Source organism: Siminovitchia sp. FSL W7-1587 (genome assembly GCF_037963795.1).
Classification (GTDB): domain Bacteria; phylum Bacillota; class Bacilli; order Bacillales; family Bacillaceae_C; genus Siminovitchia; species Siminovitchia thermophila.
This window is the reverse complement of record NZ_CP150169.1, coordinates 674,332-699,434: the sequence shown is the minus strand read 5'-3', so window position 1 is coordinate 699,434 and position 25,103 is coordinate 674,332. Positions and strand designations below refer to the sequence as shown.

Sequence of the window (25,103 nt, the reverse complement as noted above, 5' to 3'; positions counted from 1 at the left end):
CCAAAAGGATGGGCGCTTTTATTTTTTTACATGTTCATCAAACCAAGCCGCAAAATCTTCTTTTGGATGGGAGCCGACCATTCGTGCTGCTTCTTTCCCATCTTTGAAATGCATAAGCGTCGGGGTATGGGTAATTCCATATTTTTTAAAGCCGTTTTCAAACTCTTTCAAATTGTATTGGACAAGGTCAATATTTTTTTCTTTCGCAAGGGGTGTAACTACCGGCGTCGTCTTTATGCAATGCGAGCAAGTCGGGCTAAAGAAATAAACGGTGACATCTTCCTTATTTTTCAATTTTTTCTCCAACTCATCCGGCAAAATGATGTTTTGGTACAGCGGATCATCCAACAATTCGACTGTTGTGGGATGCAAGCTTTCTTTTTGATATACGTTGCCTTCAGACTTCTTTTCCTGCTGCACTTTTGTTACTATGGCGATCGCGACAAACAACCCGATAATAATGACTAAAAATATAACTACTTTTTTCATTGTGCATCACCTTTCGATTGTTTCAATAAAATCAAACTTACGGAGAAAATGAGTGTAAAAGCAATAAAGGCTAAAAAGGGGATGGTCACAAATCCCGCCCAGTTAATATATTCCCCCGTACATGGAACTCGCCCGCAAGCGGGGGAGTAAGCGGAGAAAAAATCAACTTTTTGAATTAAATAATGGTAAAAAGATAAAAGCACGCCCATTCCCGAAAGTACGGATGTGTATATTGCCGCTTTGTAATCTTTTTTGACCAAGGCGATTCCGAGCAAAATGGCTTGCGGATACATTAGAATTCTTTGGTACCAGCAAAGCTCGCACGGTTCATATTGCTTGATTTCCGAAAAATATAAACTTCCGAGTGTCGCTATGACAGCTACAGCCCATGCAAAAAAAATCATATTTTCCCGCTGATCTTTTTTCCCCACATAAATCACTGCCTTTAAAATCGTTTATGTATTCCTTTGATTATAATGGAAAAAACTGTTTAAAGTAAATGAAAACGCTATCTTTCCAAAATGGCTACTAAAAAAACCGGCTGCTTGCGGCAGCCAGTTAAATGGGAACCAAGGGGCTGTTCTCAAAGATGCTTTCCTCTTCCGTAACAGAAACGGCATGCTCTAGATAACGAAGCAGTGAGTAGAGTTGACGCTCAATCAGGGAATAATCGCGGGAAAAATAATACGCGTGTAAAAAGCGTTCTATTCTTTTTGACAGCATATGGTCTTTTGTACGAACCATTAAAACGATCAGATTATCCCATTCCGACCGATGCGTATAGTAAAGGGCACGATCATAATCCATCTGGTTTCCTCCTTTTTAGGAGTTGCCTTTATTATATCCGCGGAGCCGGGATATATAGGGGTGTAAATCTTGACATGGTTGGATTTGGGTTTAACCACGGTTAAAAAATAAGAACCAGCCAATACGTGTAAAACGTGACATAGCCGAATTTGGGTGTTCGCCAGATCATTGGTGAGAAGTTACTCTTTTTGGTGAGGAAAATAATTTGGCGGCCAAGGCGGATGTAATTCATGTTATTTCCTTGTCTTTCATACATTGTGGATAAAAGGAGGGAATATTCATGAGTGCGGATGAGAAAACATTAGAATATGCTATTGATGAAATAACAGAAATTGCCAGTGGATTTGGCCTCGACTTTTATCCGATGCGATACGAAATATGCCCGGCTGACATTATCTACACATTTGGCGCTTACGGAATGCCGACTCGTTTTTCCCACTGGAGTTTCGGAAAGCAATTTTTTAAAATGAAACTGCATTATGACTTTGGTTTAAGTAAAATATATGAACTCGTGATCAACTCAAACCCTTGTTATGCCTTTCTCCTTGATTCCAACTCGTTGATTCAAAACAAACTGATTGTGGCGCATGTTCTAGCTCATTGCGATTTTTTTAAAAACAATGTTCGATTTAAAAACACGAATCGGGATATGGTGGAAAGCATGGCGGCGACAGCAGGGAGAATCAGGCAATATGAAATGGAACACGGAAAAAAAGAAGTGGAGCAATTTTTGGATGCGGTGCTCGCGATTGAAGAGCATATTGACCCGTCTTTGATGCGGCCGGTGCTGGATTGGGAGATGGATGAAGAGGAGGAGTGGGAAGAAGATACTACACCGGTAACGGAATACGATGATTTATGGGGCTTGGATGAAGAGAAAAAGGAAGAGCCGGCCAGGAAAAAACGGAGAAAAAAATTCCCGCCCCAGCCGGAAAAGGATATCGTTTTATTTATCGAACAGTATAGCCGGGAGCTGTCTGATTGGCAACGGGATATCATGACAATGGTTCGAGAAGAGATGCTTTATTTTTGGCCGCAGCTTGAAACGAAAATTATGAATGAAGGCTGGGCGTCTTATTGGCATCAGCGGATTATCCGTGAGTTGGATTTGACGAGCGATGAGGCAATTGAATTCGCCAAATTGAATGCGGGGGTTATTCAGCCATCAAGGACAAGTATCAACCCTTATTATCTTGGTTTGAAAATTTTCGAGGATATTGAAGAAAGATGGAATAATCCGGACGAAGAAATGAAAAAACAAGGAGTTAAGCCTAATTCGGGTCGGGAAAAGATGTTCGAAGTTCGCGAACTGGAATCCGATATATCCTTTTTAAGAAATTATTTAACAAAAGATCTTGTATTGCGGGAAGATATGTATTTATTTCAAAAGCAAGGAAGGGATTATAAAATTGTTGACAAAAAATGGACCGAGGTCCGCGACCAGCTTGTGAGCATGAGAGTAAACGGCGGATTCCCGTACATTACAGTCAATGACGGCGACTATATGAAGAATGGGGAGCTATATTTGAAACATTCTTATGAGGGAGTTGAACTTGACCTAAAATATTTGGAAAAAGTACTGCCTTATATTTATCAATTGTGGGGAAGAACCGTTCACTTGGAGAGCGTAGTGGAAAATCGCTCGATGTTATTCAGTTATGACGGCAGGAACGTACAACGGAAATTCATATGAGCGGGGGCTGTTTTTAAGGGGGCTTTTCTCTAAAGGAGATGGAGAGCCTGGAACACAGCTAAATCAGCTGATGAAAAAACGAACAATAAAGTGAAACTTCATTCAGTAGGGCTCTAACTGAATGTTAGTTGAACCAATCGGGCATTTAGGTGCCGTTTTCTCCCACTTAGCCCTTTTGTATTCACTCAATACGGCACCTTACATGCGGGAAAAATTGTCCCAGTATATCATACGCAAGCTTTTAGCGTAGTCAAAATAGGTAGACTCCTGCGGGAATAGCTCGAGCTGAAGATCCCGCAGGAAAGCGACCTTTGCTTTCCGAGGAAGCTGAAGAGACCTGAGGAAAGCGAAATAGGTTGACGTAGCGATGATAGGGATTTTTTAAACACAAATAGCCCGAACAACTATAAATGAATTGTTCGGTTTTTGCTATTTCGTATTTGCTTATGCCCCAGCCTCTATTTCGTGTTTTAAGCTCCTTGAATGAAGGAATGAATAAGTAAAGAACCAATTTCAAGGAGGATGATCATGTTTTTAGATAATTATGTAAATCAAAAAATCCAGATCAAGTTTAAACATTTGCCTGAATCTTTATCTGGCTCCATTACAGGGATCTATTTTCCGGAAAAATGGTGTGTTGCCAAGCTCGTATATACGGAGCCAATCGGCATTTGGGTTGAAAACCCCTGTTATGAGCATACAAAAGTGCAGGAAGAAGACGGTACTACTGTTCCAAAGGAAAACCAGTCAAGGAAAAATTGTCCGACGAATTTATTGATTAAATGGGATTATATTGATTCGATTATTGCTTTTCCGCAACTGCGTCCGGTGGGAGCGGGAAAAGAAACGAAGTTGATCGGTTTCCATTCTTAGCCGAATGTCATGTTGTATTCCTTTCAAATTTGTTTACCGGAGTATTTATTTCCGGATGCTCTATATGTTTCCCAAGTCGTTTTTAATGAAGCATATGTCCCGACAGCGGCATTCCCATAGAACAAACCCATGAAAACAGCCCCCCAAAAATTGAAACGGTGGGCGATGAAAAGGGAAAACATCAATCCAAGAATAGTGGCGATTGTCGGAATAATCACCCGGGGTATCGGGAGCAAAAGCTTGATGATTTGAGTTGCGACCAAAACAGCGGGAACGGCGATAACGGCATCCCAAAAATTTGTATGTATTACTGGAAAATGCTCCATAACGATCCTCCTAACCAATTTAACATTATCATGTCCCAAAAAAGCTCGAACATGAAAAAGAAGCGCCTAAATAGACGCTTCTTTTTACATCATATAGCCGTTAATAGCCATAACCGTAAGCTGTTCCTACAATTACTAGTAAAATGAACAGCACGACGATCAAGGCAAAACCCATTCCATATCCTCCACTCATGGACAGCCACCTCCTTATGCCGAATCTCCTACATCATATGTAAAGGTGCAAGGCTTCGACTGGACAGATTATAGAGAGAAATATCTAATTTTATTGACAAAGCAGGTAAAAAAGGATTGCGGACATAGCATGTAGAATTAATGGGATAAAGATGCGGTATTGTGTGGCGACTGGCCATGTCCATTTTGTGATCCATTCCATTTTAATTTTCGAGGAGGGACCCCATTTTGTGAAAACGCGGTTTGATCTTTCCATTGAAGGTATGACTTGTGCGGCTTGCTCCAACAGAATTGAAACAGTACTGAACCAAATGGAGGGTGTGGAAGCAACCGTTCATTTGACTCTTGAAAAAGCTTCTGTTTCCATTAACAGCACAACATTAACACCCGCTGATGTCGTTGATAAAATTAAGGGTTTGGGTTATGACATTAAAACAGATAAGGTCCTTTTAGATGTTTATGGAATGACGTGCTCTGCGTGTTCTGCCAGAATCGAAAAAACATTGAATAAAATGGCGGGTGTCAGATCTGCTAATGTGAATCTGGCGGCAGCAACGGCATCCATCCACATGGAGGAAGGAATGATTTCCACTCCCGATATCATTGATAAAATGAAATCATTAGGTTATGAGGCGAAGGTGCATCAAAACAAGGAAAATACGGAACGTAACAAATCAGAACATGACCTTAGACAGAAACAAAAACTGTTGCTTTCAGCATTGCTGTCCCTGCCGCTTGTCTATACGATGCTCGTTCATTTACCAGGCGGCCTGGCACTGCCTGTTCCACATGTTTTGACGAACCCCTGGATACAGCTTGCATTGGCGTTCCCTGTCCAGTTTTATATTGGCTGGCCGTTTTACGAAGGAGCTTACAAGTCATTAAAAAACAAAAGCGCCAATATGGATGTGCTTGTGTCACTCGGAACATCCGCGGCATTTTTCTTTAGTGTTTTAGAAAGCATCCGTTCACTCATTTACCCAACATATAAACCACATCTTTACTTTGAAACGAGCGCGGTGTTAATCACACTCATATTGTTTGGAAAATGGTTGGAAGCGAAAGCGAAAGGAAAAACAACTGAGGCATTATCCCACTTATTGCGCTTGCAGGCGAAACATGCAACAATCCTTACGAATGGGCTTGAGCGGCAAGTCCCAATTGAAGAAGTCCAGGCGGGGGATATTTTGGTAGTTCGTCCCGGGGAAAAAATACCTGTTGATGGAGAGATCATTTCCGGCGGGACGTTTGTCGATGAATCAATGATTACTGGAGAAGCGATTCCAGTAGAAAAGCAAATGGGCGATGTTGTGATCGGAAGCACAGTAAACAAAAACGGCATGATTCAAATAAGGGCAACAAAAGTCGGGAAAGATACAGCGCTTGCCGGCATCATTCAAGTTGTGGAAGCTGCCCAGGGAAGCAAAGCGCCCATTCAGCGGGTGGCAGACAACATTTCAGGCATATTCGTTCCATTCGTTGTGGCGATTTCCATTGCGACTTTTCTGGCGTGGCTGTTCCTTTTAGACCAGGGGAATCTGGAAAAAGCACTGGAAGCATCCATTACTGTTCTTGTCATTGCCTGCCCTTGTGCTTTGGGACTTGCCACTCCGACTGCCATTATGGTTGGTTCGGGAAAGGGGGCGGAAACGGGCATTTTATTTAAAGGTGGCGAACATTTGGAGATTGCTCATAAAGTAAATGCGGTTATCTTTGATAAAACAGGCACCATTACAGTTGGCAAGCCGGTTGTTACCGATATAGAGCTTTTCCACCAAAATGCCTTACAGTATTTGGTTTCGGCTGAATCTGTTTCCGAGCATCCACTTGCAGATGCGATAGTAACATATGGACAAGAAAAGGGAGTCAAACCGAAAGCAGTCAAAAGCTTCGAGGCAATACAAGGACAAGGGATTAAAGCGGATATTGATGGCAAACAAATTTTAATCGGCACTAGAAAGCTGATGCGGGACCAACTCGTGTTATACCAAGAAAAGGCGAAACAGGTGCGGAATTTTGAGAAAAAAGGGAAAACCGTTATGTTCATAGCCATTAATGGACGCTTGGCCGGAATTGTTGCAGTTGCAGATACGGTAAAAGAACATGCGCGTGATGCCATTCACGAATTAAAAAAACAAGGGCTGGAAGTCATCATGCTTACAGGTGATAATGAAAGGACTGCTCATACGATTGCCAGCACAGTGGGAATTGATCAAGTATACGCGGAAGTGCTGCCAGAGCAAAAGGCGGAAATGGTTCAGGAATTGCAAAAGAATGGAAAAATCGTAGCGATGGTTGGAGATGGTATGAATGACGCGCCAGCCCTTGCCGTGGCGGACATTGGGATTGCCATTGATACTGGAACCGATGTGGCGATTGAAGCCGCGGATATAACAATTTTGGGTGGGGATTTAAGGCTTGTATCAAAGGCATTCCAGCTCAGTAAAGCTACCATGAAAAATGTCAAACAAAATTTGTTTTGGGCATTGGCATATAATACAGCCGGAATTCCCATTGCGGCATCGGGATTGCTGGCTCCATGGATTGCGGGTGCGGCCATGGCATTCAGTTCGGTTTCTGTTGTGGCAAATGCTTTGCGTTTAAAAAGAATACATCTATAACTGCCTATTGCCAATAGTTTCTTTTTTTGAAGCCAAATGAAAGTAGCGCTGATCCTTTTCAAGTTTTTTGCTTCTCTTTGGTTGAACACTGATCATTTTATTAAAAACACAGAACAGGTGGGAAAGACATGAATATTGTGGATCTTCATTGTGACGTATTGTGGAAAATGTGGAACAGCAGCGGGAAATTGGATTTTGAGCATTCCCCGAAACTGGATGTCAATAGGGAAAAAATGAAACTAGGGAAGGTTAAAGTCCAATGTTTCGCCATTTTTGTCCCTCCCGAAGTGAAAGAAGAGGCAAAATTTCAAGCCGCCCTTGATCAAGTGCATTATTTTTATTCAAACATCGTTGAAAAGAATGGGATGAAGCATATTAAGCAATGGTCGGATTTGCTTACATTGGGGGAAGATGAAATCGGAGCCATTCTTTCCCTTGAAGGGGTTGATTGCATTGGCAGTGATCCGCAAAAGCTTAGTATCTTGTATCGCCTTGGTGTAAGGCTGGTCGGGCTTACTTGGAATAACGCCAATCTTGCGGCTGATGGAATAGAAGAGCCGCGGGGAGCAGGTCTGACTGCATTCGGAAAACAGGTTGTTCAGTTCCATAACAACCACCACCTGTTTACCGACGTATCCCACTTAAGTGAACGCGCTTTTTGGGAAGTGGTTGAACTAGCAAACTATCCAATCGCCAGCCATTCAAACGCCAAAGCAGTTTGTGGCCATCAGAGGAACTTGACCGACGACCAGGCAAAAACACTTTTTATGAAAAACGCCATGATTCATGTAGTGTTTTATCCGCACTTTACGGCCAATAAGGAAAAAGTATATATTTCAGATCTCATCAAACACATTGATCATTTTTGTTCATTGGGGGGCGTCAAGCACATCGGATTTGGTTCCGACTTTGACGGCATCGACGAGCATATCATCGGTTTGGAAGATGCTTCTAAATACCAAAATCTCATAAATGAATTGCTTAAATATTATTCTGAAGAACAGGTCAAAGGATTTGCATGGAAGAATTTCTTCAATCATCTACCAAATAATAGTAAAAATGAATAATTTTTCACTTACAGAGTTTAAAACAGCCGCTAAAGTGCAATAAAAGTCTTAAGCGGTTGTTTTTTTATTTTTTTAAAAAGATCCATTCATTGTTTGGATCATTTACTTACAGTGCAGGAGGGTTCATTATGACAGAAAAGGATAAAGGACTTTCTCGCCGGGACTTTTTAAAAAGGTCCGGCATTGTTACTGGCACATTGGTCGGAGGCGGCTTACTGGGAGGCGTCATTGGCTACAATGCCAGAAATAATACGGAAACATCCCCGGAAGAAACCCGTGAAAAAGCCAGACAGATCAGTCCGAAAGGCAGAAAGTTTTTTACGAGGGATGCAGACTTTAAAATACTGTCCCAAGCAACGGAAAGGATATTTCCCAAGGATGATTTGGGGCCGGGGGCCATCGAATTGGGTGTGCCCTATTTCATAGACAACCAGCTTGCGGGCGCTTATGGAATGAATTCCAGAGAATATATGCAAGGACCGTTTTTTGTGGGAAAGGAGACGCAAGGGTATCAGAGTCCCTTAACAAGGGCGGAAATTTTTTCTGTCGGCATCGCTGCCTTAGACAATGAGGCTCAGAAGCGATTTAAAAAAAGCTTCACGGATCTGGAAGGCGGTCAAATGGATGAGATTTTAACGGCTTTTCAAAAAGGGGAAGTGAAATTGAATGGAGTCACCTCAAGCTTTTTCTTTACCCTTCTTAGGTCTGCCACATTGGAGGGGGCATACTCCGACCCGATCTATGGCGGAAATAACAATATGGATGGTTGGAAAATGAAAAACTTTCCGGGTCATCAGGCCGCATACATAAATGTCATTGAGAGTGACAAATTTCAAAAGATCAAGCCACAATCATTGTCAAGCATGGATCATTAAAGGAGATGTAAATCATGGCTAAAACACTGGATAAAGTGGACGTTGTGACGGTCGGTGTCGGTTGGACCGGAGGTATTGTCGCAGCAGAATGTGCGAAAGCGGGATTAAAAGTTGTCGGTCTGGAAAGAGGACGAAAAAGAGGAACGGAAGATTATTTGCGAATACATGATGAATATAGATATGCGATCCGTTATGAATTAATGCAAGATTTGTCGAAGGAAACAATTACGTTTAGAAACACTCGTAAAGAGCGTGCGCTTCCAATGCGGCAAATGGGTTCATTTCTGCTTGGTGAAGGGCTTGGCGGTTCTGGCACTCACTGGAACGGCTGGACGTTCAGATTCCTTCCATACGACTTTGAAATTAAGTCACAGACGGAAAAGAAGTACGGAAAAAACAAGATTAAGGAAGGCTTTCAGCTTCAGGATTGGGGCATTACATATGACGAAATTGAACCATATTACGATCAATTTGAAAAGACTGCCGGCATTTCGGGTGAAGCCAATCCACTTGGAGGAAAAAGGAAAAATGAATACCCGACACCACCGATGAAAATGACGCCAATTCTGGAGAAATTTAAAAAAGCGACAACAGATAAAGGATATAATCCGTACATGATGCCATCGGGAAATTTGTCGGAGACTTATAAAAACCCGGATGGCGAGACCATCTATGCATGCCAATATTGCGGTTTTTGTGAAAGGTTTGGATGTGAATACGGCGCGAAATCCACTCCGGAAGTAACGGTTGTTCCAACAGCCGTAAAGACAGGAAATTTTGAAGTAAGGACAAATTCCAATGTTGTGGAAGTTTTGAAACAAGGGGATAAAGTGACGGGTGTCAGATATATCGATACTTTGACAAAGGAAGAGTTTATCCAGCCAGCCGAAACGGTTGTACTGACAAGTTATGTGCTTAACAATGCGAAGCTTCTCATGATATCTGATATCGGGACCCCATATGATCCGGATACGGGAAGGGGGACACTTGGAAAAAATTATTGTTATCAGATCAACGCGGGTGCAACCGGATTTTTCGATGAACAAATGAACACGTTTATGGGAGCCGGAGCGCTGGGCATGTATATGGATGACTTTAATGGCGATAATTTTGACCATTCAAAAGAAGACTTTTTGCACGGGGCGGGAATTTGGATTGTACAATCGGGCACAAGACCCATATCCAGCAACCCGGTTCCGCCGGATGTTCCCTTGTGGGGAGAGGAGTTCAAAAAAGCCTCGATCCATTATTACACGAGGACACTGTTTGTCGGCGGTCAGGGAGCAACGCTTCCCCACCGGGAAAATTATCTATCATTGGACACGACGTACAAGGATGCCTTTGGCCTGCCATTATTGCAGATGACTTATAATTTTACGGACCAGGATCGCGCGCTCCATCAATTTGCGACGGATCGGTCCGCAGAAATTATAAAGGAAATGGGCGCGAAGGAAGTTGTTCCTTCAAATGCGATTTCCGATTATGACATCGTTCCTTATCAAACGACGCATAATACAGGCGGAACGATCATGGGTTCTGATCCTGATACGAGTGTCGTCAATAATTATTTGCAACATTGGGATGCGGATAATCTGTTTGTTGTCGGTGCCGGCAATTTTCCGCATAATAGCGGATATAATCCGACAGGGACAGTTGGCGCACTGGCTTATCGCTGTGCGGAAGGCGTTATCAAATACAGTAAAAACGGAGGAAGCCTAGTATAACGTTAGGAGGTGGCTTTAATGGGAGTAGCACAAATTGGCATACCCGGCCTTATCATTATTTTGGTGATCGTTCTCATCATTTTTGGCCCAAAAAAACTACCTGAAATTGGCGGAGCGATGGGAAAAACACTTTCCGAATTTAAAAAGTCGACGCGGGAAATCATGGATGAGAACGAGACCCCGAAACAGGATAAGAAAAAGCAACTATGATGTAGAAGGTGTTTTTTATGGGACCAGTAGTCAAACAAAAACGAAGATTCCTCAGTCCCTTGGATAAGCAGGCGGTTTCACCTAAAGGGACGGAACAACTGGATCAATCCTCTGGAGGGGGCATGGAGGCAAAAAAGAATACAGATTCGCTTGTGGAACACCTTAGTGATCTCCGCAAGCAATTCATAAAAAGCGGCATCGTATTTATGTTGTTTTTGATGGCTGTATTCTCAACAATCAACTGGTGGTTTCCGTACGTAACAAAAGAGAATGAGCTAGTTGTGTTTGGCCCGTTTCAAGTCGTGAAATTTTACACCTCCATTTGTGTAACACTGGCACTCGGGCTCTCTCTTCCTTTTCTTGTTCATTTTTTATGGCAGTTTGTCAAGCCGGGATTGAAGCCAAAGGAAATCAGATTTCTCGGCCTTTATTCACCTGCCATGTTTTTCCTGTTTATCGGCGGGGTAGCTTTCGGATATTTTATTGTGAATCCTTTAAGCTATCATTTTCTGATGAAGGTTGGGGCCATAAATTTTGATGTCATCGTTTCAGCTCAGGAATATATTCATTTTCTGATTATGACAACGATTCCGCTTGGATTTTTATTCGAATTGCCGATCATTGCCATGTTTTTGTCATCCATCGGTGTATTAACGAAAGAGAGGATGAAAATAGCCAGAAAATGGGCTTATTTAGTGATCGCCATTGTTTCGGCGCTAATAACGCCGCCCGATTTTGTCAGCCAATTAATGGTTCTCGTTCCCATGGCGCTTCTGTATGAAGCAAGCATTTATATCGTTGGAAAAATGGAGGCAAAAAGAAGCCGCGAGCATGTTGAATCCATTTAGGAATCCCTTTTACAAAGAGTGGATTCTTTTTTTTTTGGCAAGAAGCTGCCGGCACTTTTGGCTTTTAAAAAAAAGAGACTTTTGAAGCTTTTGCTTCATAAATTTCCAGATTTATGGTCTGATTTGCTAAAAAACTCTTTCATTTCCAAAAATGTTGTTATATAATAAATACGATTTCATTAAATCTGATATATAACAATGCTGTTTTTTAGGAGGAGAGGGAATGGAGAAATATGTAAAAGTAGGCGGAATGCAGGTTGCTTCGGTTCTTTATGATTTCATTGAACAAGAGGCTTTGCCCCAGACGGGTGTAGACCATGGAGCATTTTGGAAAGGAATGGACCATATTTTTCGCGATCTTGCCCCCGTAAACAAACAATTACTCAAAAAACGTGAAACCTTGCAAAGCAAAATAGATGAATGGCATCAACAGCATGTCAATTCTTTCAGGTTAGAAGATTATAAGAAGTTTTTGAAGGAAATTGGGTACCTGGAGCCTGAGGTGGAAGATTTTCACATCACAACTGACAGTGTTGATGACGAAATTGCCGTACAGGCAGGACCGCAGCTCGTTGTACCTATCAATAACGCGAGATATGCCATTAATGCGGCCAATGCAAGGTGGGGGAGTTTGTATGATGCATTATATGGTACAGATGCGATCGATGAATCTAACGGTGCGGAGCGGACCGACACTTACAATCCGATTAGGGGACAAAGAGTAATCGCGTATGGAAAGGCATTTTTGGATCACGTGTTCCCCCTGGCTAAATCCTCTCATCAGGAGGCGGTAAAATATGTTGTGGACGAAGGCGAGCTTATTGTCCGACTAAAAAATGGCGGCAAAGCACGACTGCAAGATGCAAGTCAATTTTTCGGCTTCCGTGGTAACATGGAACAACCAGAGGCAATTTTATTAAAAAATAACGGGCTGCATGTAGAAATACAAATTGACCATGATGATCCGATCGGAAAAACGGATGATGCCGGTGTCAAAGACTTGATTTTGGAATCGGCTCTGTCCACTATTATGGATTGTGAAGATTCAGTTGCTGCAGTGGATGCAAAAGATAAAGTGCTTGTCTACAGAAACTGGCTTGGCCTGATGAAAGGAACACTCACTTCCACTTTTTCAAAAAATGGAAAAACCGTCCAGCGTTCACTTAGTGATGATCGAACATATACATCATCTGAGGGTACAAACATTCGCTTGAAAGGCCGCTCATTGCAGCTCATTCGCAACGTTGGCCATTTAATGACAACACCCGCGATTCTTGATGAAAACGGGGAAGAAGTTCCGGAAGGCATTCTTGATACGATTGTAACGAGTTTAATTGCGAAGCATGATTTACTTGGCAATACAGTAAAGAAAAATTCAGAAAAAGGCTCGATATACATCGTTAAGCCGAAAATGCATGGATCTGAGGAAGTTGCTTTCGCCAATACATTGTTTGACCGCGTCGAGGATCTTCTTGGTTTAGAACGAAACTCTATAAAAATGGGCGTAATGGACGAAGAAAGACGGACATCGTTAAATCTAAAAGCCTGTATTAAACAGGTGCGTGACCGTATCGTCTTTATCAATACCGGGTTTCTTGACAGAACAGGCGATGAAATCCATACTTCCATGGAAGCTGGGGTCATGATCCGGAAAAATGACATGAAACACTCCACATGGCTGAGTGCATATGAAAAATCAAATGTTTTGATAGGGCTTGCAACTGGACTTCCAGGCAAAGCTCAAATTGGAAAAGGCATGTGGGCAATGCCTGACAAAATGAAAGATATGCTTGAACAAAAAATTGCCCATGTCAAAGCCGGGGCAAATACGGCGTGGGTGCCTTCACCGACAGCGGCGACATTGCATGCGCTCCATTATCATCAAGCAAATGTAAAAGAAGTACAAAAGAAGCTTTACAAGAAAACAGCGGATATGAAAGATGATTTATTGAAAATTCCTTTGCAGCACATACCAAACTGGAGCAATGAAGAAATTCAGGAAGAACTGGACAATAACGCCCAAGGCATACTGGGGTATGTTGTCCGCTGGGTTGAACAAGGCGTGGGCTGTTCCAAAGTACCTGATATTCATAATATCGGCCTAATGGAAGACCGGGCCACCTTGAGAATTTCAAGCCAACATATGGCCAACTGGCTTCATCATGGCATCTGTACGAAAGAGCAAGTGTTGGAAACAATGAAACGAATGGCAAAAGTGGTTGATGAACAAAATGCTGGCGATCCAAACTATATACCGATGTCCGAAAACTATGACGAATCCGTCGCATTTCAAGCGGCTTGTGAACTCGTATTAGAAGGTAAACATCAGCCAAACGGCTATACGGAACCAATCTTGCATCGGCGCCGATTGGAATTCAAGAAGAAACGGGCTTTGAACAGGGCATAAGGCAAGCAGTCAAGCTCATTTTGCTATATTGAGTAAAAGAGAAAATTTTTCAAAATAATTGTTATATAACACTTGATAAATATTTGTGTCTGTTATATATTAATAACAACAAATCATAAGAAGGTGACAATATGCAAACAAACCAATCAGCTGGAAGAATCTTTATTGACGAATGGGTGATGGAAAGATTAGTCATGGGAAAATCAATCGAAGATATGAACGGAACTACATTTATATATGGAAACGAATTATTAACACTCAAGAAAAAGGCTGATGGTTCGTTTGTGGTCGTACCGCAAAAAGCGCCGGAGGTGGTCGTTTTGGAAAAACCACATACAGAAGTTGAGATTTGTCCCAAGTGTGGAACAGAATACTCTTCTTTTAAGGAATCCTTGCAATGCTGCGCTGATATTGATTAATTTTTTTGCTTATAGTGTTATATAACATATTGTGTTATTAGAATTCAGATATACAACAGGTTGAGTGATTGATAGATTGGCTTAAAGCCAATCTACTCATGATAAAAAAATATGAATTGAATGGGAGAGAAAAGAATGTCCACAAGAGAGGAACAAATTCGCCAAATCGAAGAAAGTTGGAAAACGGATCGCTGGAGAGGGATTGAACGGCCGTATTCGGCAGCCGATGTTGTAAAGCTTCGCGGCTCGGTCGTTGTGGAACATACATTGGCGCGCATGGGAGCAGAGAGGTTGTGGAAACTCATTAATGAAGAGGACTACATCAACGCACTTGGCGCATTAACAGGAAATCAGGCGATGCAGCAGGTAAAAGCGGGTTTGAAAGCCATTTACTTAAGCGGATGGCAAGTGGCCGCAGATGCGAACTTGGCTGGCCATATGTATCCGGACCAAAGCTTATATCCCGCCAACAGCGTGCCGCAGGTTGTCAAACGCATTAATCAAACATTGCAGCGTGCCGATCAAATCCAGCAAGCGGAAGGGAAGGGAGACACATACTGGTTTGCGCCGATAGTCGCGGATATGGAGGCAGGTTTTGGCGGGCCGTTAAATGTATTCGAATTGACCAAAGCAATGATTGAAGCCGGTGCGGGAGGCGTTCACCTTGAAGACCAGCTTGCATCCGAAAAGAAATGCGGCCATCTTGGAGGAAAAGTGCTTCAGCCCACCCAAACAGCCATCAAGCATTTGATTGCCGCAAGACTTGCTGCAGATATCATGGATATCCCTACTGTCATAGTTGCACGCACAGACGCCAATGCAGCGAACTTGCTGACAAGTGATGTTGATCCTTACGATCATCCATTTTTAACAGGAGAAAGGAGTCCAGAAGGGTTTTACTATACGAAACCGGGGCTGGATCAGGCCATTTCCAGGGGACTTGCGTATGCTCCATACGCCGATCTTATTTGGTGTGAAACGGCCGAACCTGATATGGATGAAGCAAGACGATTTGCCGAAGCGATCCATGAAAAGTATCCCGGAAAACTTCTCGCGTACAACTGCTCACCATCATTTAACTGGAAGAGCAAGCTAACGGATAAGGAAATTGCCAGCTTCCAGCAAGAGTTGGGTAAAATGGGTTACAAATTCCAATTTGTTACGCTGGCCGGGTTTCACTCTCTTAACCACAGCATGTTTGAGCTTGCCAAAGGATATAAAGAAACAGGAATGGCTGCATACTCCAAACTGCAACAGGCCGAATTTGCTTCCGAATCTGACGGATATACGGCAACTCGCCATCAGCGTGAAGTCGGAACCGGCTATTTCGATGAAGTATCTCTCGTCATTTCGGGCGGAAAGTCTTCCACAACAGCGTTGGCTGGATCGACAGAAGCCGCGCAATTTTAGTAAAGAAAATGCATATGCCTTGGCAAGGATTGTTCCTGCCGGGGCATATTGTTTATTGTAATCGATAAAATAATATGTTATAAAAAGGGTACGACATAAGTAAAATAAAAAGGACCGCAAGTGTTGCCGACACTTGCGGCCTCGTACAATAGCCGCCCTTTCAAGAGCGGCCGGCTCAGATTGTCTACATGAAATAGACCGATCCCCTAAACTTGTCGAGGGCTCAAGGGAGGTCTATTTCTTTTTGTCTTCGGACAGTATCGCGATCAAAGCGCCGAAAGCAATCATAAGTGACAGCGCTTCAAATACCGTCAATGGCATCACCCCCTTTCACCGGGAGTGAGCCAGACCACCCTTGAGAGAGCCTTCTTCTATTGTACAATCAAAGTATATCATAGCTTCTGCTCATGAAGAATCATTTTTGTGAATATTTCGTTTTTGAAAAATCCGGCTGAACAATAAACAGCATGTAGACAGGAGTTCTTCGGATAAATTGTAAAAAGAGGCGGTGCTTCCGAAGCAGTTATTTCAGCCTGTTTTACAGGGAATAAATCCAATCTTGCCGTAAATGCAATCGTAACGTACAGAATCATCCCCAACATTTTTTTAAGAAGCCCCAAATAAGGACACACACCCATTAGGGTATACTTGGCATTGCCTGCTACATGTGTCCTTAGAGGGATTATGGATGTTTTGAAAAGGGTTATCTAGAAAATTGCGGATGGGCAACTGAAAAAAAGCATTTGGCACATGAACCATCACGTTAAAAAAGCGTCCATTCTTTCTGGCCTTTCATTCACAATTATTTTCACATGTCAAAAACAATTCTCAAAGCAACAATAAATAGGAAAGCCCAAACTGTTTCAATCAACTCATTGTTGGAAATTGACTGTTTAGCTTTCTTGAGGATCTTCTTGATAAAAGTAGTTAGGGGTTAAAATTTCGTTGTTATAAGGTTTATGAAAAATATGAGTTGTTGCTGGAGATATTGGTGGAATAAGCCATGTCCAATCCCCGGTGACCGGGCGTCCGCTTTTTATTTCGTTTTCTTCAAATTGTTTCAATTGCTTGGCTGCCGTATGATGGTCGACAATCGTGACACCCGCTTTTTCATAAGAATGCAACACCGCGATATTTAATTCAATTAAAGCTTTGTCCATCCATAATGATCGGTTGGACTGAATATCCAAGCCCATGATTTCCGCCACTTTTGGCAGTAAATGATAACGGTCTTCATCCGCCAAGTTTCTTGCTCCAATTTCGGTCCCCATATACCAACCATTAAACGGAGCCAGCGGATAATCAATTCCGCCTATCTCTAAACGCATATCTGAAATAATGGGAACAGCGTACCACCTTATATCCAGCTTGCTAAAACCAGTAAGCTCCGGGTGAGTTATAGGAACTTCTTTCACCATTTCCTTGGGAATCTCATATAGCTTTGGTTCTTCCCCATATTCTTGAACGACAAGCGGAAGAATATCGAAGGGGGTTTTGTTTCCTCGCCACCCCATTTTTACGCACATGTTGGTCAATTTGATAGACGTTGAATCTCCAATTACTTGATCGCCTTCTTTGTATCCGGCATAACGTATTAATTGATGGTTCCAAACTCTGATTGGATTTTTTCCGTTTTTTCGGGGCGCAAAGATCGTGATAGTAGGCCTGATTTTCCCATTATTTGTAGCATATTCAATATGTTTTATTAATGTTTTATAGGCGTCGTCTGCTGTTTGTACATGCCGCGCATCAAAAACATGCAGCCTATTCCAGAGCAATCGCCCTATACAGCGATTACTATTTCGCCACGCCATTTTGGCTCCGTGTTCTAATTCAAAAGTCTTGTGAACATAAGTTCCGGTAGCGTTTATTTCATTTTTTATTTCCTCAATTCGTTTCAATTGCTTTTCTTTAGAAATCCCAAGTTCACTGTAACAATTATTTATAAAGTGGGCTGCTTCCATGAGTAATTGATGTGTTTTCACATGCTGAATCATTCATATCAACTCCATACATCTAGTTAGTTTATCACTAATACATGATTGCAGTACTTAAATAACATGCATATTTAGTGAACTTTTTATTCGATAGATATGACTGGGAAGATCCTTTTTTACATAAATAAAGTGCAAAGTTATGTATTATTACGATTCATAATGGGGCGTCAGTTCAAGGCCTTAAAAATCGTTCACTTGCTTTTTATGTGATTTATACATGTTTTTAATGAGCACACGACGATCACGCACGGTTAAAAGAAAAGGTTTAAGAACTTCAGAACGGTAATGTGTGTGTTCATAAAGGTGAATTTCATGAGAATTGATGTTAAGATGGATTATCTATTGCAATTGTTTAATTACCAGAAGCGTTAGAACCGAAGCATCCTCAACAGTGATAGGCGCCTGATATATGAACTACTCAGTGTGGCTAAAGTGGGACGTCTTATAAAGCTTCAAAAAAATCGTTCTTTGAATGGTTTGGTGGGAAGTAAGAGAAAGAAAGCTCTTGCTTTTACAGGCTGTCGGAAAACCCCCGACAAGAAAGCTCTTGCTTTTATTTTTTTATGCTGATAGAATTTAACCAATCGAAAGTGTAAAATCACTGGTAGACGTTTGGTCGTTTTTCTAACGCATAAATGTTTATAATAAACACTTTCGAGTAAAGGGAGAAACCAGTGATCATAAAAATTCGAATAAGTTTTCCTTCGGGGCAGGGTGAAAATCCCTACCGGCGGTGATGAGATGATCTCTCTTAGCCCGTGACCCGTCTTGTGTCAAGACGGTGGATTTGGTGAAATTCCAAAGCCGACAGTGATAGTCTGGATGGGAGAAGGAAACTGGCGTTAGGACAAAACATGCTTGTAAGCATGCTTATTTTTCTATGGAAAAGCTTTGTCCAAACGTTAACTTTGCTGTTCTTTTAAGCCCCGAAACAAATCGTTTCGGGGCTTTTCCGTCGAGATCATGGTCATTTTGAAAGGAGGAGCCATGCCTGATAAAGAATTTTATATGAAATTGGCATTGCAGCTTGCCGAGTCTGTTATCGGACAAACAAGCCCGAACCCGCCCGTTGGTTGTGTCGTTGTAAAAGACGGCCGGATCATCGGTATGGGAGCGCATATGAAAGCCGGAGAGCCGCATGCAGAAGTAAATGCGCTTATGCAGGCGGGAGACAAGGCTGAAGGAGCCGATCTGTATGTTACGCTTGAACCTTGTTCACATACGGGGAAAACGCCGCCATGCGCAAACCTGATCATTCGCAAAAAGATTAGAAATGTCTATATCGCGAGTGTTGATCCGAACCCGCTTGTTGGGGGAAAAGGCGCAGACAAATTGCGCGATGCCGGAATTTTTGTTGAGGCGGGAATATGTGAAGATGTTTCCCGAACTTTGTATAAACACTATTTTCATTTTATCAAAACAAAAAAGCCGTTCGTCACATTGAAAACAGCTGTTACCTTCGACGGAAAAACAGCAGCTGCGAGCGGGAACAGCAAATGGATTACTTCAAAAGAGGCGCGGATGGATGTTCATGAATATCGCCATCGCCACGATGCGATTTTAATTGGTGTGAACACAGTCCTGGCCGATAACCCCCATCTCACCACTCGATTGCCCCAAGGTGGAATACATCCCATTCGAATTTTGTTAGATACCCTTTTAACCATACCTTTGCAAGCCAATATGCTTCATGATAGTGTCGCCCCAGTCATTGTTGTGTGCGGGAAAGGTGCTCAACAAAGCAGACAGGTTGCTCTTGAACAACTGGGTGTACAAGTAAAAAGAATGCCATCAGACATGATTCATATTGATTCACTGCTTACGTGGCTGGGAGAAGAACAAATTACTTCATTGTTTGTTGAAGGAGGAAGTACGGTCCATTCTTCTTTTATTCAGGCTCAGGCATTTCAAGAAATAATCATGTATATGGCGCCAAGGATATTATCTGATGATAAAGGCCGCCCAGTGTTTGGCGGAACGCCAAAAGAGCTGATAAAAGAAGGAACCCCCATCGCGTTCCAAGCGGTTGAAAAAGTAGGTCCCGACATTAAGATTATTGCTGTGCCAAAGGAAGGGGGAGAAGACGATATTTACCGGGATTGTTGAAGAAATTGGAACTGTTTCGAAGGTGGTACACGGTTCTACATCCTTTACGATCATGATTGCAGCCAAAACAGTGTTGCAAGATGTTCATTTAGGAGACAGTATCGCTGTCAATGGTGTATGTCTTACAGTTTCTAAGTTTGATGCCAATTCCTTTGCGGCCGACATCATGCCTGAAACGTATATGGCCACCGCCTTGAAAAAATTGCGGACTGGTTCGGTTGTCAACCTTGAACGGGCAATGAGAGCCGATGGCAGATTCGGAGGACATTTTGTGAGCGGCCACGTCGACGGCACAGGTACCATTATAGAGAAAAAGCGCAGTGAGAACGCGTTGTATGTAACGATTCAAGTACCCGATACATGTCATTCCTTTATTCATGATAAAGGTTCGATTGCCATTGATGGAACCTCATTGACCGTGTTTGGCGTGAAGGGAAACAACATTACTATTTCCCTCATTCCGCATACACAAACAGCAACCATTCTGGCCGAAAAAGCGGTTGGAGATCCAGTAAATATAGAATGTGACATGCTTGCAAAATATGTCTTTCATATGCTCAACAAAACAGGCCAATCAAACAGGGGTGTCACAATGGAAACCCTTGTCAACAATGGTTTTTTATAAATTCCGTATTTCAAGGGGAAAGTCGCTAGTAATCTGGACAAGTGACTAGTTATGTAAGTCAAGCCGCTACTATTTCAGAAAGTTGCTGGTAATTAGAGCCAAGCCGTTACTATTTCGTAAAAGTTGAAAGTAAATGAGTCAAGCCGCTACTATTTCAGAAAGTTGCTAGTAATTAGAGTCAAGCCGCTACTATTTCGTAAAAGTCGAAAGTAAAAGAAGTCAAGTAGCTAGTATTCCAAAAAGGTCGCAAGGATTTTAAAAAAGTTGCTAGTATTCCGATTTGTAGCATGTGTGCATGTAAGGTGCCGTAAGACTCCCCTTTCAAAATCTTGAGTGAATACAAAAGGTCTAAGTGGGAGCAAACGGCACCTAAATGCCCGATTGGTTCAACTAACATTCAGTAGGAGCCCTACTGAATGAAGTTTCACTTTATTTGATCAGTTCTGAATGGAGAAAGTATGGAGGTGAAAATATGTTTGCTGATATTGAAACTGCATTGGAAGAATTGAAAAAAGGAAAAATGATTATCGTTGTTGATGATGAGGATCGGGAAAATGAAGGGGATTTTGTTGCTCTCGCCGAAAAAGCGACCCCGGAAGTGATTAATTTTATGGCGAAACAGGGGCGAGGTCTTATCTGTACACCGATTACAAAAGAGTTGGCGGTCGATTTGAATTTGCCGAAAATGGTGCTTGAACATACAGATCCGCTCGGAACGGCCTTTACTGTCAGCATAGATCATATTTCCACCCATACAGGTATCAGCGCATTTGAGCGCTCTACAACGATATTAAAAATGCTTGAAGACGGCGCAAAACCTGCTGATTTTAACAGACCGGGCCACGTATTTCCCCTCGTAGCTGTGGACGGGGGAGTATTAAAGCGGCCGGGACATACGGAAGCTGCGGTGGATCTTGCTGTATTATGTGGTGCAAAGCCGGCGGGCGTTATTTGTGAAATTATGAATGACGATGGAACGATGGCACGTCTTACAGATCTTGAAAAGTTGGCCGGCCAATTTGGCTTGGTCATGATTACAATAAAAGATTTAATCATGTACAGGCTTTTTTCAGAATCGCAGATGAGCCGGGAAGCGGAGACGAAACTCCCTACGAAGTACGGAGATTTTAAGATGATCGGTTATGTAGATAAAACGGACGGGAAAGAACATGTGGCACTTGTAAAAGGGGATGTTTCTTCCGATTCGCCTATTATTGTCCGCTTGCATTCTGAATGTTTAACAGGGGATGTGTTCGGTTCATGCCGCTGCGACTGCGGCCCTCAACTAGAGGCTGCCCTAGAACGAATTTCTGAAGAGGAAAACGGTGTACTGCTTTATTTGCGCCAAGAAGGAAGAGGGATCGGGCTTGTCAATAAATTAAAAGCCTACCAATTGCAGGATGAAGGATATGATACGGTGCAGGCGAATGAAAAGCTCGGTTTCCCCGCCGACATGCGTGACTTTTCCATAGGAGCGCATATTTTAAAGGATCTTGGCGTCAAGCAGGTGCGGTTATTAACGAATAATCCAAGAAAGATATCGAGCTTGCGAGGATTGGGTTTGGACATTGTTGAGAGAATACCGATACAGGTGCCAACGAAAAGAGAGAACGAAAGATATTTAAAAACAAAAGCTGAGAAATTGGGTCATATGTTGCTATTCTAAGAAAAGGGAGAGGCTTAAATGAGTAAAGTTTTTGAAGGAAATCTTGTTGGGACAGGTTTGAAGATAGGCATTGTGACAGGCAGGTTCAACGAATTTATTACGGGAAAACTTCTTTCCGGTGCATTGGACGCGCTCAAACGGCACGGGGTTTCCGAAGGCGATGTTTCCATTGCTTGGGTCCCCGGTGCATTTGAAATTCCCTTAACGGCCAAAAAAATGGCCAAGACAAATGATTATGATGCTATTATTACGCTTGGCACAGTAATTCGCGGGGCGACACCCCATTTTGATTATGTAAGTGCAGAAGCGGCAAAAGGAGTTGCTAACGCCGCAATGGAATCTGGTACACCTGTTATTTTTGGGGTATTGACGACTGACACGATTGAACAGGCTATAGAGCGTGCCGGGACAAAAGCGGGAAACAAAGGATGGGAAGCGGCTGTCAGCGCTATTGAAATGGCCAATCTCTACAGCTCGATGGACATGTAGAATTTGAAAAAAGGCAGTGCCGCGCGGCACCGCCTTTTTTTAGATGAGAAGATTTGTCAGCTCCAAAATTACGGACAGGAGCTTGACAGTGATCTCATTCATCTTTCTCTTCCATGGCTGACTTTAACGCATCCGCCAAACTGTTCCCAAACGATTCGTCATTTGAATATTTTTTTAAAAGCTGCCGCTCCTCTCTTTTTGACACGGCTTTTTTCTGTTTTTCCAGCTTTTCTACAATATTACAGCGGCGGCATTGAAAATAGGCACCCGCCTTCCCCTGGTGGATTTCCATTTTTTTGCGGCATTGCGGACAGCGGCGATTTGACAGTTTTGGGTCTTTCCGTTTTCGAAAGCCGCACGACATGTCCGAGCAAACGAGCATCCGGCCGTCTTTTCTTTTCACTTCTTTCATAAGAGAGCCGCATTCCGGACATTTTGTCCCTGTCAAGTTATGTGCTTTATATTTTTTTTCGCTTTGTTTTATTTCTGTTACGATTCGTTTCGTTTGGTTTCTTATTTTTTGTAAAAATTCGCCTGGATTGCCTTTTCCGCGTGCAATGGCCTCAAGCTCGGCCTCCCACTCAGACGTCAATTCGGGTGATTTCAATTCGTCATTCACCAAATCAATCAACTGTTTGCCCTTAGGAGTTGGATACAACCGGTTATTTTGGCGGTCAATGACTTCGGAACTTAAGAGCTTTTCGATAATGTCGGCTCTTGTTGCCGGTGTCCCCAAACCGTATTTCTCCATTCGGGCAAGTAAGTCCGATTCGTTAAACCGGGGAGGTGCTTCTGTCATATTTTCCTTCAACATGGCGTCGCGTACAGAGATTTTCTTACCAGGTTTCAGGACTGCCAAACTGTTGGAAGCTTCCGTAGGATCATTGCCTTGCAAAATCACTTTAAAGCCGGGATCAACCGCAATGGTTTCTTGGACTGTAAAGAATTCCCCTTCAATATCAAATACTGCCCGCACCGATTCGAATCGGCAGATTGGATAAAAAAGAGTCAAAAATCTTGTGGCAATTAATCCGTACAACTTTTTCTCATCCACAGAAAGATCATTCATGGAAGGTCTTTCTTCTGTCGGTATGATAGCGTGATGGTCGGTTACTTTTTCGTTATTAAAAACCCGTTTTGCCAATACGCTCCCACTATGTTTCCTTGCATGACGCACTTCTTCTTTATAAACGGATGAAAGAGCGGAGAGCCTTTCGGACATAGTACCGGCCAAATCCGTCGTTAGATAACGAGAATCAGTTCGTGGATACGTTACGAGTTTATGCTGCTCATAAAGGCTTTGCAAGACGTTGGACGTTTTTTTGGCGGAAAATCCATACCGTCTGTTGGCATCCCTTTGCAATTCTGTCAAATCATAGGGAAGGGGCTGCGGCTCTGTTTTTTCTTTTCGTTCGATCGTTTTCACGAGAGCCTGCTTGCCTTTTATTTTCTCGAAAATTTGTTTGGCCTGTTGTTCTGAAAAAATGTTTTTGTTGCCATTTGTTTCCCATATTGCTGTTAAGGTCCCGATATGGGCGTGAATGGTCCAATATGGTTTGGGAATAAAAGATTGAATTTCTTTTTCGCGGTTTAAGATCATGGCCAATGTTGGTGTTTGTACCCGACCGGCGGATAACGGATCTTCATATTTTGTCGTCAAGGCCCGGGTTGCGTTTAAGCCGATGAGCCAATCGGCTTCGGCACGACAAACCGCTGATTTGTATAGTGAATCATATTGTTTTGCGGGCTTCAACCGGCGAAAGCCTTCTTTGACCGCCCGGTCTGTATAGGACGATATCCATAATCTTTTAATTGGTTTATTCCACCGGATTCTTTCGATAATCCAGCGGGCGACAAGTTCACCTTCGCGTCCGGCATCCGTGGCGATAATCAGTTCTTTCATGTCTTTTCTTTTCGCGAGCCTCTCAATGCCTTTAAACTGGGCTGTTGTTTGTCTGATGACTTTTAAGCCCATTTTCTCTGGGATAATGGGCAAGTCTTCCATGCGCCAAGTTTTATATTTTGTATCATAGTCTTCAGGCATCTTCAATTCCACTAAATGTCCTAGTGCCCAAGTAATGACAAACTTTTCTCCTTCTATATAATGCTTTTGTTTTGTTTTACAGCCCAGAATACGCGCCAAATCGCGTGCTACGCTGGGCTTTTCCGCTAGTATGAGTGATTTCATTATGGTGCTCCCTTCGAACTTAAGGTTCATATCTTAGTATAACGATCAATAGACGAAAGATAAAATAGTTG

The 25,103-nt window shown here is 42.6% G+C and carries 22 protein-coding genes and 1 riboswitch; of the genes, 15 read left to right on the top strand and 7 right to left on the bottom strand.

What is annotated here, in order from left to right:
• Nucleotides 1-18: 18 nt before the first annotated feature.
• From NST31_RS03365 to NST31_RS03355, 3 genes are all read right to left on the bottom strand, one after another.
• The gene (locus NST31_RS03365) at nucleotides 19-489 is read right to left on the bottom strand and encodes a thioredoxin family protein (RefSeq protein ID WP_205179262.1); all 471 of its coding nucleotides are present in this window, start codon (nucleotides 487-489) and stop codon (nucleotides 19-21) included.
• Nucleotides 486-920, bottom strand: coding sequence for a disulfide oxidoreductase (locus NST31_RS03360; protein ID WP_321189682.1), 435 nt, complete (start codon nucleotides 918-920; stop codon nucleotides 486-488). Before NST31_RS03360 ends, NST31_RS03365 begins: the two co-directional genes overlap by 4 nt.
• 127 nt (nucleotides 921-1,047) lie before the next feature.
• Nucleotides 1,048-1,296 carry a YhdB family protein gene (locus NST31_RS03355; protein WP_077112214.1) on the bottom strand — a complete coding sequence of 83 codons (249 nt, stop codon included), beginning with the start codon at nucleotides 1,294-1,296 and terminating at the stop codon, nucleotides 1,048-1,050.
• Nucleotides 1,297-1,576: 280 nt separating this feature from the next.
• Here NST31_RS03355 and NST31_RS03350 point away from each other — a divergent pair, with 280 nt between their 5' ends.
• Together NST31_RS03350 and NST31_RS03345 are read left to right on the top strand one after the other, a co-directional pair.
• A complete protein-coding gene (locus tag NST31_RS03350; protein WP_077112215.1) occupies nucleotides 1,577-2,989 on the top strand; it encodes a SpoVR family protein in 1,413 nt (470 codons plus the stop codon).
• A 528-nt stretch (nucleotides 2,990-3,517) separates the two neighbouring features.
• The gene (locus NST31_RS03345) at nucleotides 3,518-3,862 is read left to right on the top strand and encodes a hypothetical protein (protein WP_077112217.1); all 345 of its coding nucleotides are present in this window, start codon (nucleotides 3,518-3,520) and stop codon (nucleotides 3,860-3,862) included.
• A 23-nt stretch (nucleotides 3,863-3,885) separates the two neighbouring features.
• Here NST31_RS03345 and NST31_RS03340 read toward each other — a convergent pair whose 3' ends face one another.
• On the bottom strand, nucleotides 3,886-4,188 hold the full coding sequence (locus tag NST31_RS03340; RefSeq protein ID WP_077112219.1) for a hypothetical protein: 303 nt from the start codon (nucleotides 4,186-4,188) through the stop codon (nucleotides 3,886-3,888).
• A gap of 100 nt (nucleotides 4,189-4,288) precedes the next feature.
• The gene (locus NST31_RS03335) at nucleotides 4,289-4,381 is read right to left on the bottom strand and encodes a YjcZ family sporulation protein (protein ID WP_083717573.1); all 93 of its coding nucleotides are present in this window, start codon (nucleotides 4,379-4,381) and stop codon (nucleotides 4,289-4,291) included.
• A gap of 229 nt (nucleotides 4,382-4,610) precedes the next feature.
• On the opposite strand from NST31_RS03335, the gene NST31_RS03330 reads away from it, so the two are divergent.
• The 9 genes from NST31_RS03330 (at nucleotide 4,611) to aceA (ending at nucleotide 15,961) form a co-directional block, all read left to right on the top strand.
• Nucleotides 4,611-7,001 carry a heavy metal translocating P-type ATPase gene (locus tag NST31_RS03330; protein ID WP_321189683.1) on the top strand — a complete coding sequence of 797 codons (2,391 nt, stop codon included), beginning with the start codon at nucleotides 4,611-4,613 and terminating at the stop codon, nucleotides 6,999-7,001.
• 128 nt (nucleotides 7,002-7,129) lie between these two features.
• Nucleotides 7,130-8,068 (top strand): dipeptidase, encoded by a 939-nt coding sequence (locus NST31_RS03325; RefSeq protein WP_339163865.1) that lies wholly within the window; start codon nucleotides 7,130-7,132, stop codon nucleotides 8,066-8,068.
• A gap of 128 nt (nucleotides 8,069-8,196) precedes the next feature.
• Complete coding sequence (locus NST31_RS03320) at nucleotides 8,197-8,943, top strand: gluconate 2-dehydrogenase subunit 3 family protein (protein ID WP_077112225.1); 747 nt, start codon at nucleotides 8,197-8,199, stop codon at nucleotides 8,941-8,943.
• A 14-nt stretch (nucleotides 8,944-8,957) separates the two neighbouring features.
• The gene (locus NST31_RS03315) at nucleotides 8,958-10,667 is read left to right on the top strand and encodes a GMC family oxidoreductase (RefSeq protein ID WP_077112226.1); all 1,710 of its coding nucleotides are present in this window, start codon (nucleotides 8,958-8,960) and stop codon (nucleotides 10,665-10,667) included.
• Between the two features lie 18 nt (nucleotides 10,668-10,685).
• Nucleotides 10,686-10,877: a twin-arginine translocase TatA/TatE family subunit gene (gene tatA / locus NST31_RS03310; RefSeq protein ID WP_077112228.1), complete on the top strand. Its 192-nt coding sequence runs from the start codon at nucleotides 10,686-10,688 to the stop codon at nucleotides 10,875-10,877.
• A 17-nt stretch (nucleotides 10,878-10,894) separates the two neighbouring features.
• Nucleotides 10,895-11,725 carry a twin-arginine translocase subunit TatC gene (tatC, locus tag NST31_RS03305; RefSeq protein ID WP_077112230.1) on the top strand — a complete coding sequence of 277 codons (831 nt, stop codon included), beginning with the start codon at nucleotides 10,895-10,897 and terminating at the stop codon, nucleotides 11,723-11,725.
• 223 nt (nucleotides 11,726-11,948) lie between these two features.
• Entirely contained in the window at nucleotides 11,949-14,132 is a 2,184-nt protein-coding gene (locus NST31_RS03300; protein ID WP_077112232.1) for a malate synthase G, read from the top strand.
• Between the two features lie 131 nt (nucleotides 14,133-14,263).
• Nucleotides 14,264-14,551: a hypothetical protein gene (locus tag NST31_RS03295; protein WP_077112234.1), complete on the top strand. Its 288-nt coding sequence runs from the start codon at nucleotides 14,264-14,266 to the stop codon at nucleotides 14,549-14,551.
• Nucleotides 14,552-14,686: 135 nt separating this feature from the next.
• Nucleotides 14,687-15,961 carry an isocitrate lyase gene (gene aceA, locus NST31_RS03290; RefSeq protein WP_077112235.1) on the top strand — a complete coding sequence of 425 codons (1,275 nt, stop codon included), beginning with the start codon at nucleotides 14,687-14,689 and terminating at the stop codon, nucleotides 15,959-15,961.
• An 893-nt stretch (nucleotides 15,962-16,854) separates the two neighbouring features.
• On the opposite strand, the gene NST31_RS03285 is transcribed toward aceA, so the two are convergent.
• A complete protein-coding gene (locus NST31_RS03285; RefSeq protein WP_205179260.1) occupies nucleotides 16,855-17,958 on the bottom strand; it encodes a nitric oxide synthase oxygenase in 1,104 nt (367 codons plus the stop codon).
• A 696-nt stretch (nucleotides 17,959-18,654) separates the two neighbouring features.
• Nucleotides 18,655-18,796: riboswitch (FMN riboswitch) on the top strand.
• Nucleotides 18,797-18,945: 149 nt separating this feature from the next.
• On the opposite strand from NST31_RS03285, the gene ribD reads away from it, so the two are divergent.
• The 4 genes from ribD to ribE (NST31_RS03265) all read left to right on the top strand — a co-directional run bounded on the left by ribD (nucleotide 18,946) and on the right by ribE (NST31_RS03265) (nucleotide 22,844).
• Nucleotides 18,946-20,064, top strand: coding sequence for a bifunctional diaminohydroxyphosphoribosylaminopyrimidine deaminase/5-amino-6-(5-phosphoribosylamino)uracil reductase RibD (gene ribD, locus NST31_RS03280; protein ID WP_339163860.1), 1,119 nt, complete (start codon nucleotides 18,946-18,948; stop codon nucleotides 20,062-20,064).
• Nucleotides 20,045-20,689 carry a riboflavin synthase gene (gene ribE, locus NST31_RS03275; protein WP_205179264.1) on the top strand — a complete coding sequence of 215 codons (645 nt, stop codon included), beginning with the start codon at nucleotides 20,045-20,047 and terminating at the stop codon, nucleotides 20,687-20,689. The genes ribD and ribE (NST31_RS03275) overlap by 20 nt, the downstream gene beginning before the upstream one ends.
• Nucleotides 20,690-21,161: 472 nt before the next feature.
• Entirely contained in the window at nucleotides 21,162-22,355 is a 1,194-nt protein-coding gene (locus NST31_RS03270) for a bifunctional 3,4-dihydroxy-2-butanone-4-phosphate synthase/GTP cyclohydrolase II (RefSeq protein WP_339163856.1), read from the top strand.
• Nucleotides 22,356-22,373: 18 nt separating this feature from the next.
• A complete protein-coding gene (ribE, locus tag NST31_RS03265) occupies nucleotides 22,374-22,844 on the top strand; it encodes a 6,7-dimethyl-8-ribityllumazine synthase (protein WP_077112243.1) in 471 nt (156 codons plus the stop codon).
• Nucleotides 22,845-22,938: 94 nt separating this feature from the next.
• Here ribE (NST31_RS03265) and NST31_RS03260 read toward each other — a convergent pair whose 3' ends face one another.
• Nucleotides 22,939-25,032, bottom strand: coding sequence for a DNA topoisomerase III (locus tag NST31_RS03260; protein WP_339163854.1), 2,094 nt, complete (start codon nucleotides 25,030-25,032; stop codon nucleotides 22,939-22,941).
• Between the last annotated feature and the right edge of the window lie 71 nt (nucleotides 25,033-25,103).

Bases quoted from the DNA above. Each gene is read 5' to 3' on its own strand.
- NST31_RS03365 (WP_205179262.1), bottom strand. From the start codon at position 489: ATGAAAAAAGTAGTTATATTTTTAGTCATTATTATCGGGTTGTTTGTC.
- NST31_RS03325 (WP_339163865.1), top strand. From the start codon at position 7,130: ATGAATATTGTGGATCTTCATTGTGACGTATTGTGGAAAATGTGGAAC.
- NST31_RS03315 (WP_077112226.1), top strand. From the start codon at position 8,958: ATGGCTAAAACACTGGATAAAGTGGACGTTGTGACGGTCGGTGTCGGT.
- NST31_RS03350 (WP_077112215.1), top strand. From the start codon at position 1,577: ATGAGTGCGGATGAGAAAACATTAGAATATGCTATTGATGAAATAACA.
- tatA (WP_077112228.1), top strand. From the start codon at position 10,686: ATGGGAGTAGCACAAATTGGCATACCCGGCCTTATCATTATTTTGGTG.
- NST31_RS03295 (WP_077112234.1), top strand. From the start codon at position 14,264: ATGCAAACAAACCAATCAGCTGGAAGAATCTTTATTGACGAATGGGTG.
- NST31_RS03285 (WP_205179260.1), bottom strand. From the start codon at position 17,958: ATGATTCAGCATGTGAAAACACATCAATTACTCATGGAAGCAGCCCAC.
- NST31_RS03320 (WP_077112225.1), top strand. From the start codon at position 8,197: ATGACAGAAAAGGATAAAGGACTTTCTCGCCGGGACTTTTTAAAAAGG.
- ribD (WP_339163860.1), top strand. From the start codon at position 18,946: ATGCCTGATAAAGAATTTTATATGAAATTGGCATTGCAGCTTGCCGAG.
- NST31_RS03335 (WP_083717573.1), bottom strand. From the start codon at position 4,381: ATGAGTGGAGGATATGGAATGGGTTTTGCCTTGATCGTCGTGCTGTTC.
- NST31_RS03300 (WP_077112232.1), top strand. From the start codon at position 11,949: ATGGAGAAATATGTAAAAGTAGGCGGAATGCAGGTTGCTTCGGTTCTT.
- NST31_RS03340 (WP_077112219.1), bottom strand. From the start codon at position 4,188: ATGGAGCATTTTCCAGTAATACATACAAATTTTTGGGATGCCGTTATC.
- NST31_RS03270 (WP_339163856.1), top strand. From the start codon at position 21,162: ATGTTTGCTGATATTGAAACTGCATTGGAAGAATTGAAAAAAGGAAAA.
- ribE (WP_077112243.1), top strand. From the start codon at position 22,374: ATGAGTAAAGTTTTTGAAGGAAATCTTGTTGGGACAGGTTTGAAGATA.
- aceA (WP_077112235.1), top strand. From the start codon at position 14,687: ATGTCCACAAGAGAGGAACAAATTCGCCAAATCGAAGAAAGTTGGAAA.
- NST31_RS03345 (WP_077112217.1), top strand. From the start codon at position 3,518: ATGTTTTTAGATAATTATGTAAATCAAAAAATCCAGATCAAGTTTAAA.
- NST31_RS03260 (WP_339163854.1), bottom strand. From the start codon at position 25,032: ATGAAATCACTCATACTAGCGGAAAAGCCCAGCGTAGCACGCGATTTG.
- NST31_RS03355 (WP_077112214.1), bottom strand. From the start codon at position 1,296: ATGGATTATGATCGTGCCCTTTACTATACGCATCGGTCGGAATGGGAT.
- tatC (WP_077112230.1), top strand. From the start codon at position 10,895: ATGGGACCAGTAGTCAAACAAAAACGAAGATTCCTCAGTCCCTTGGAT.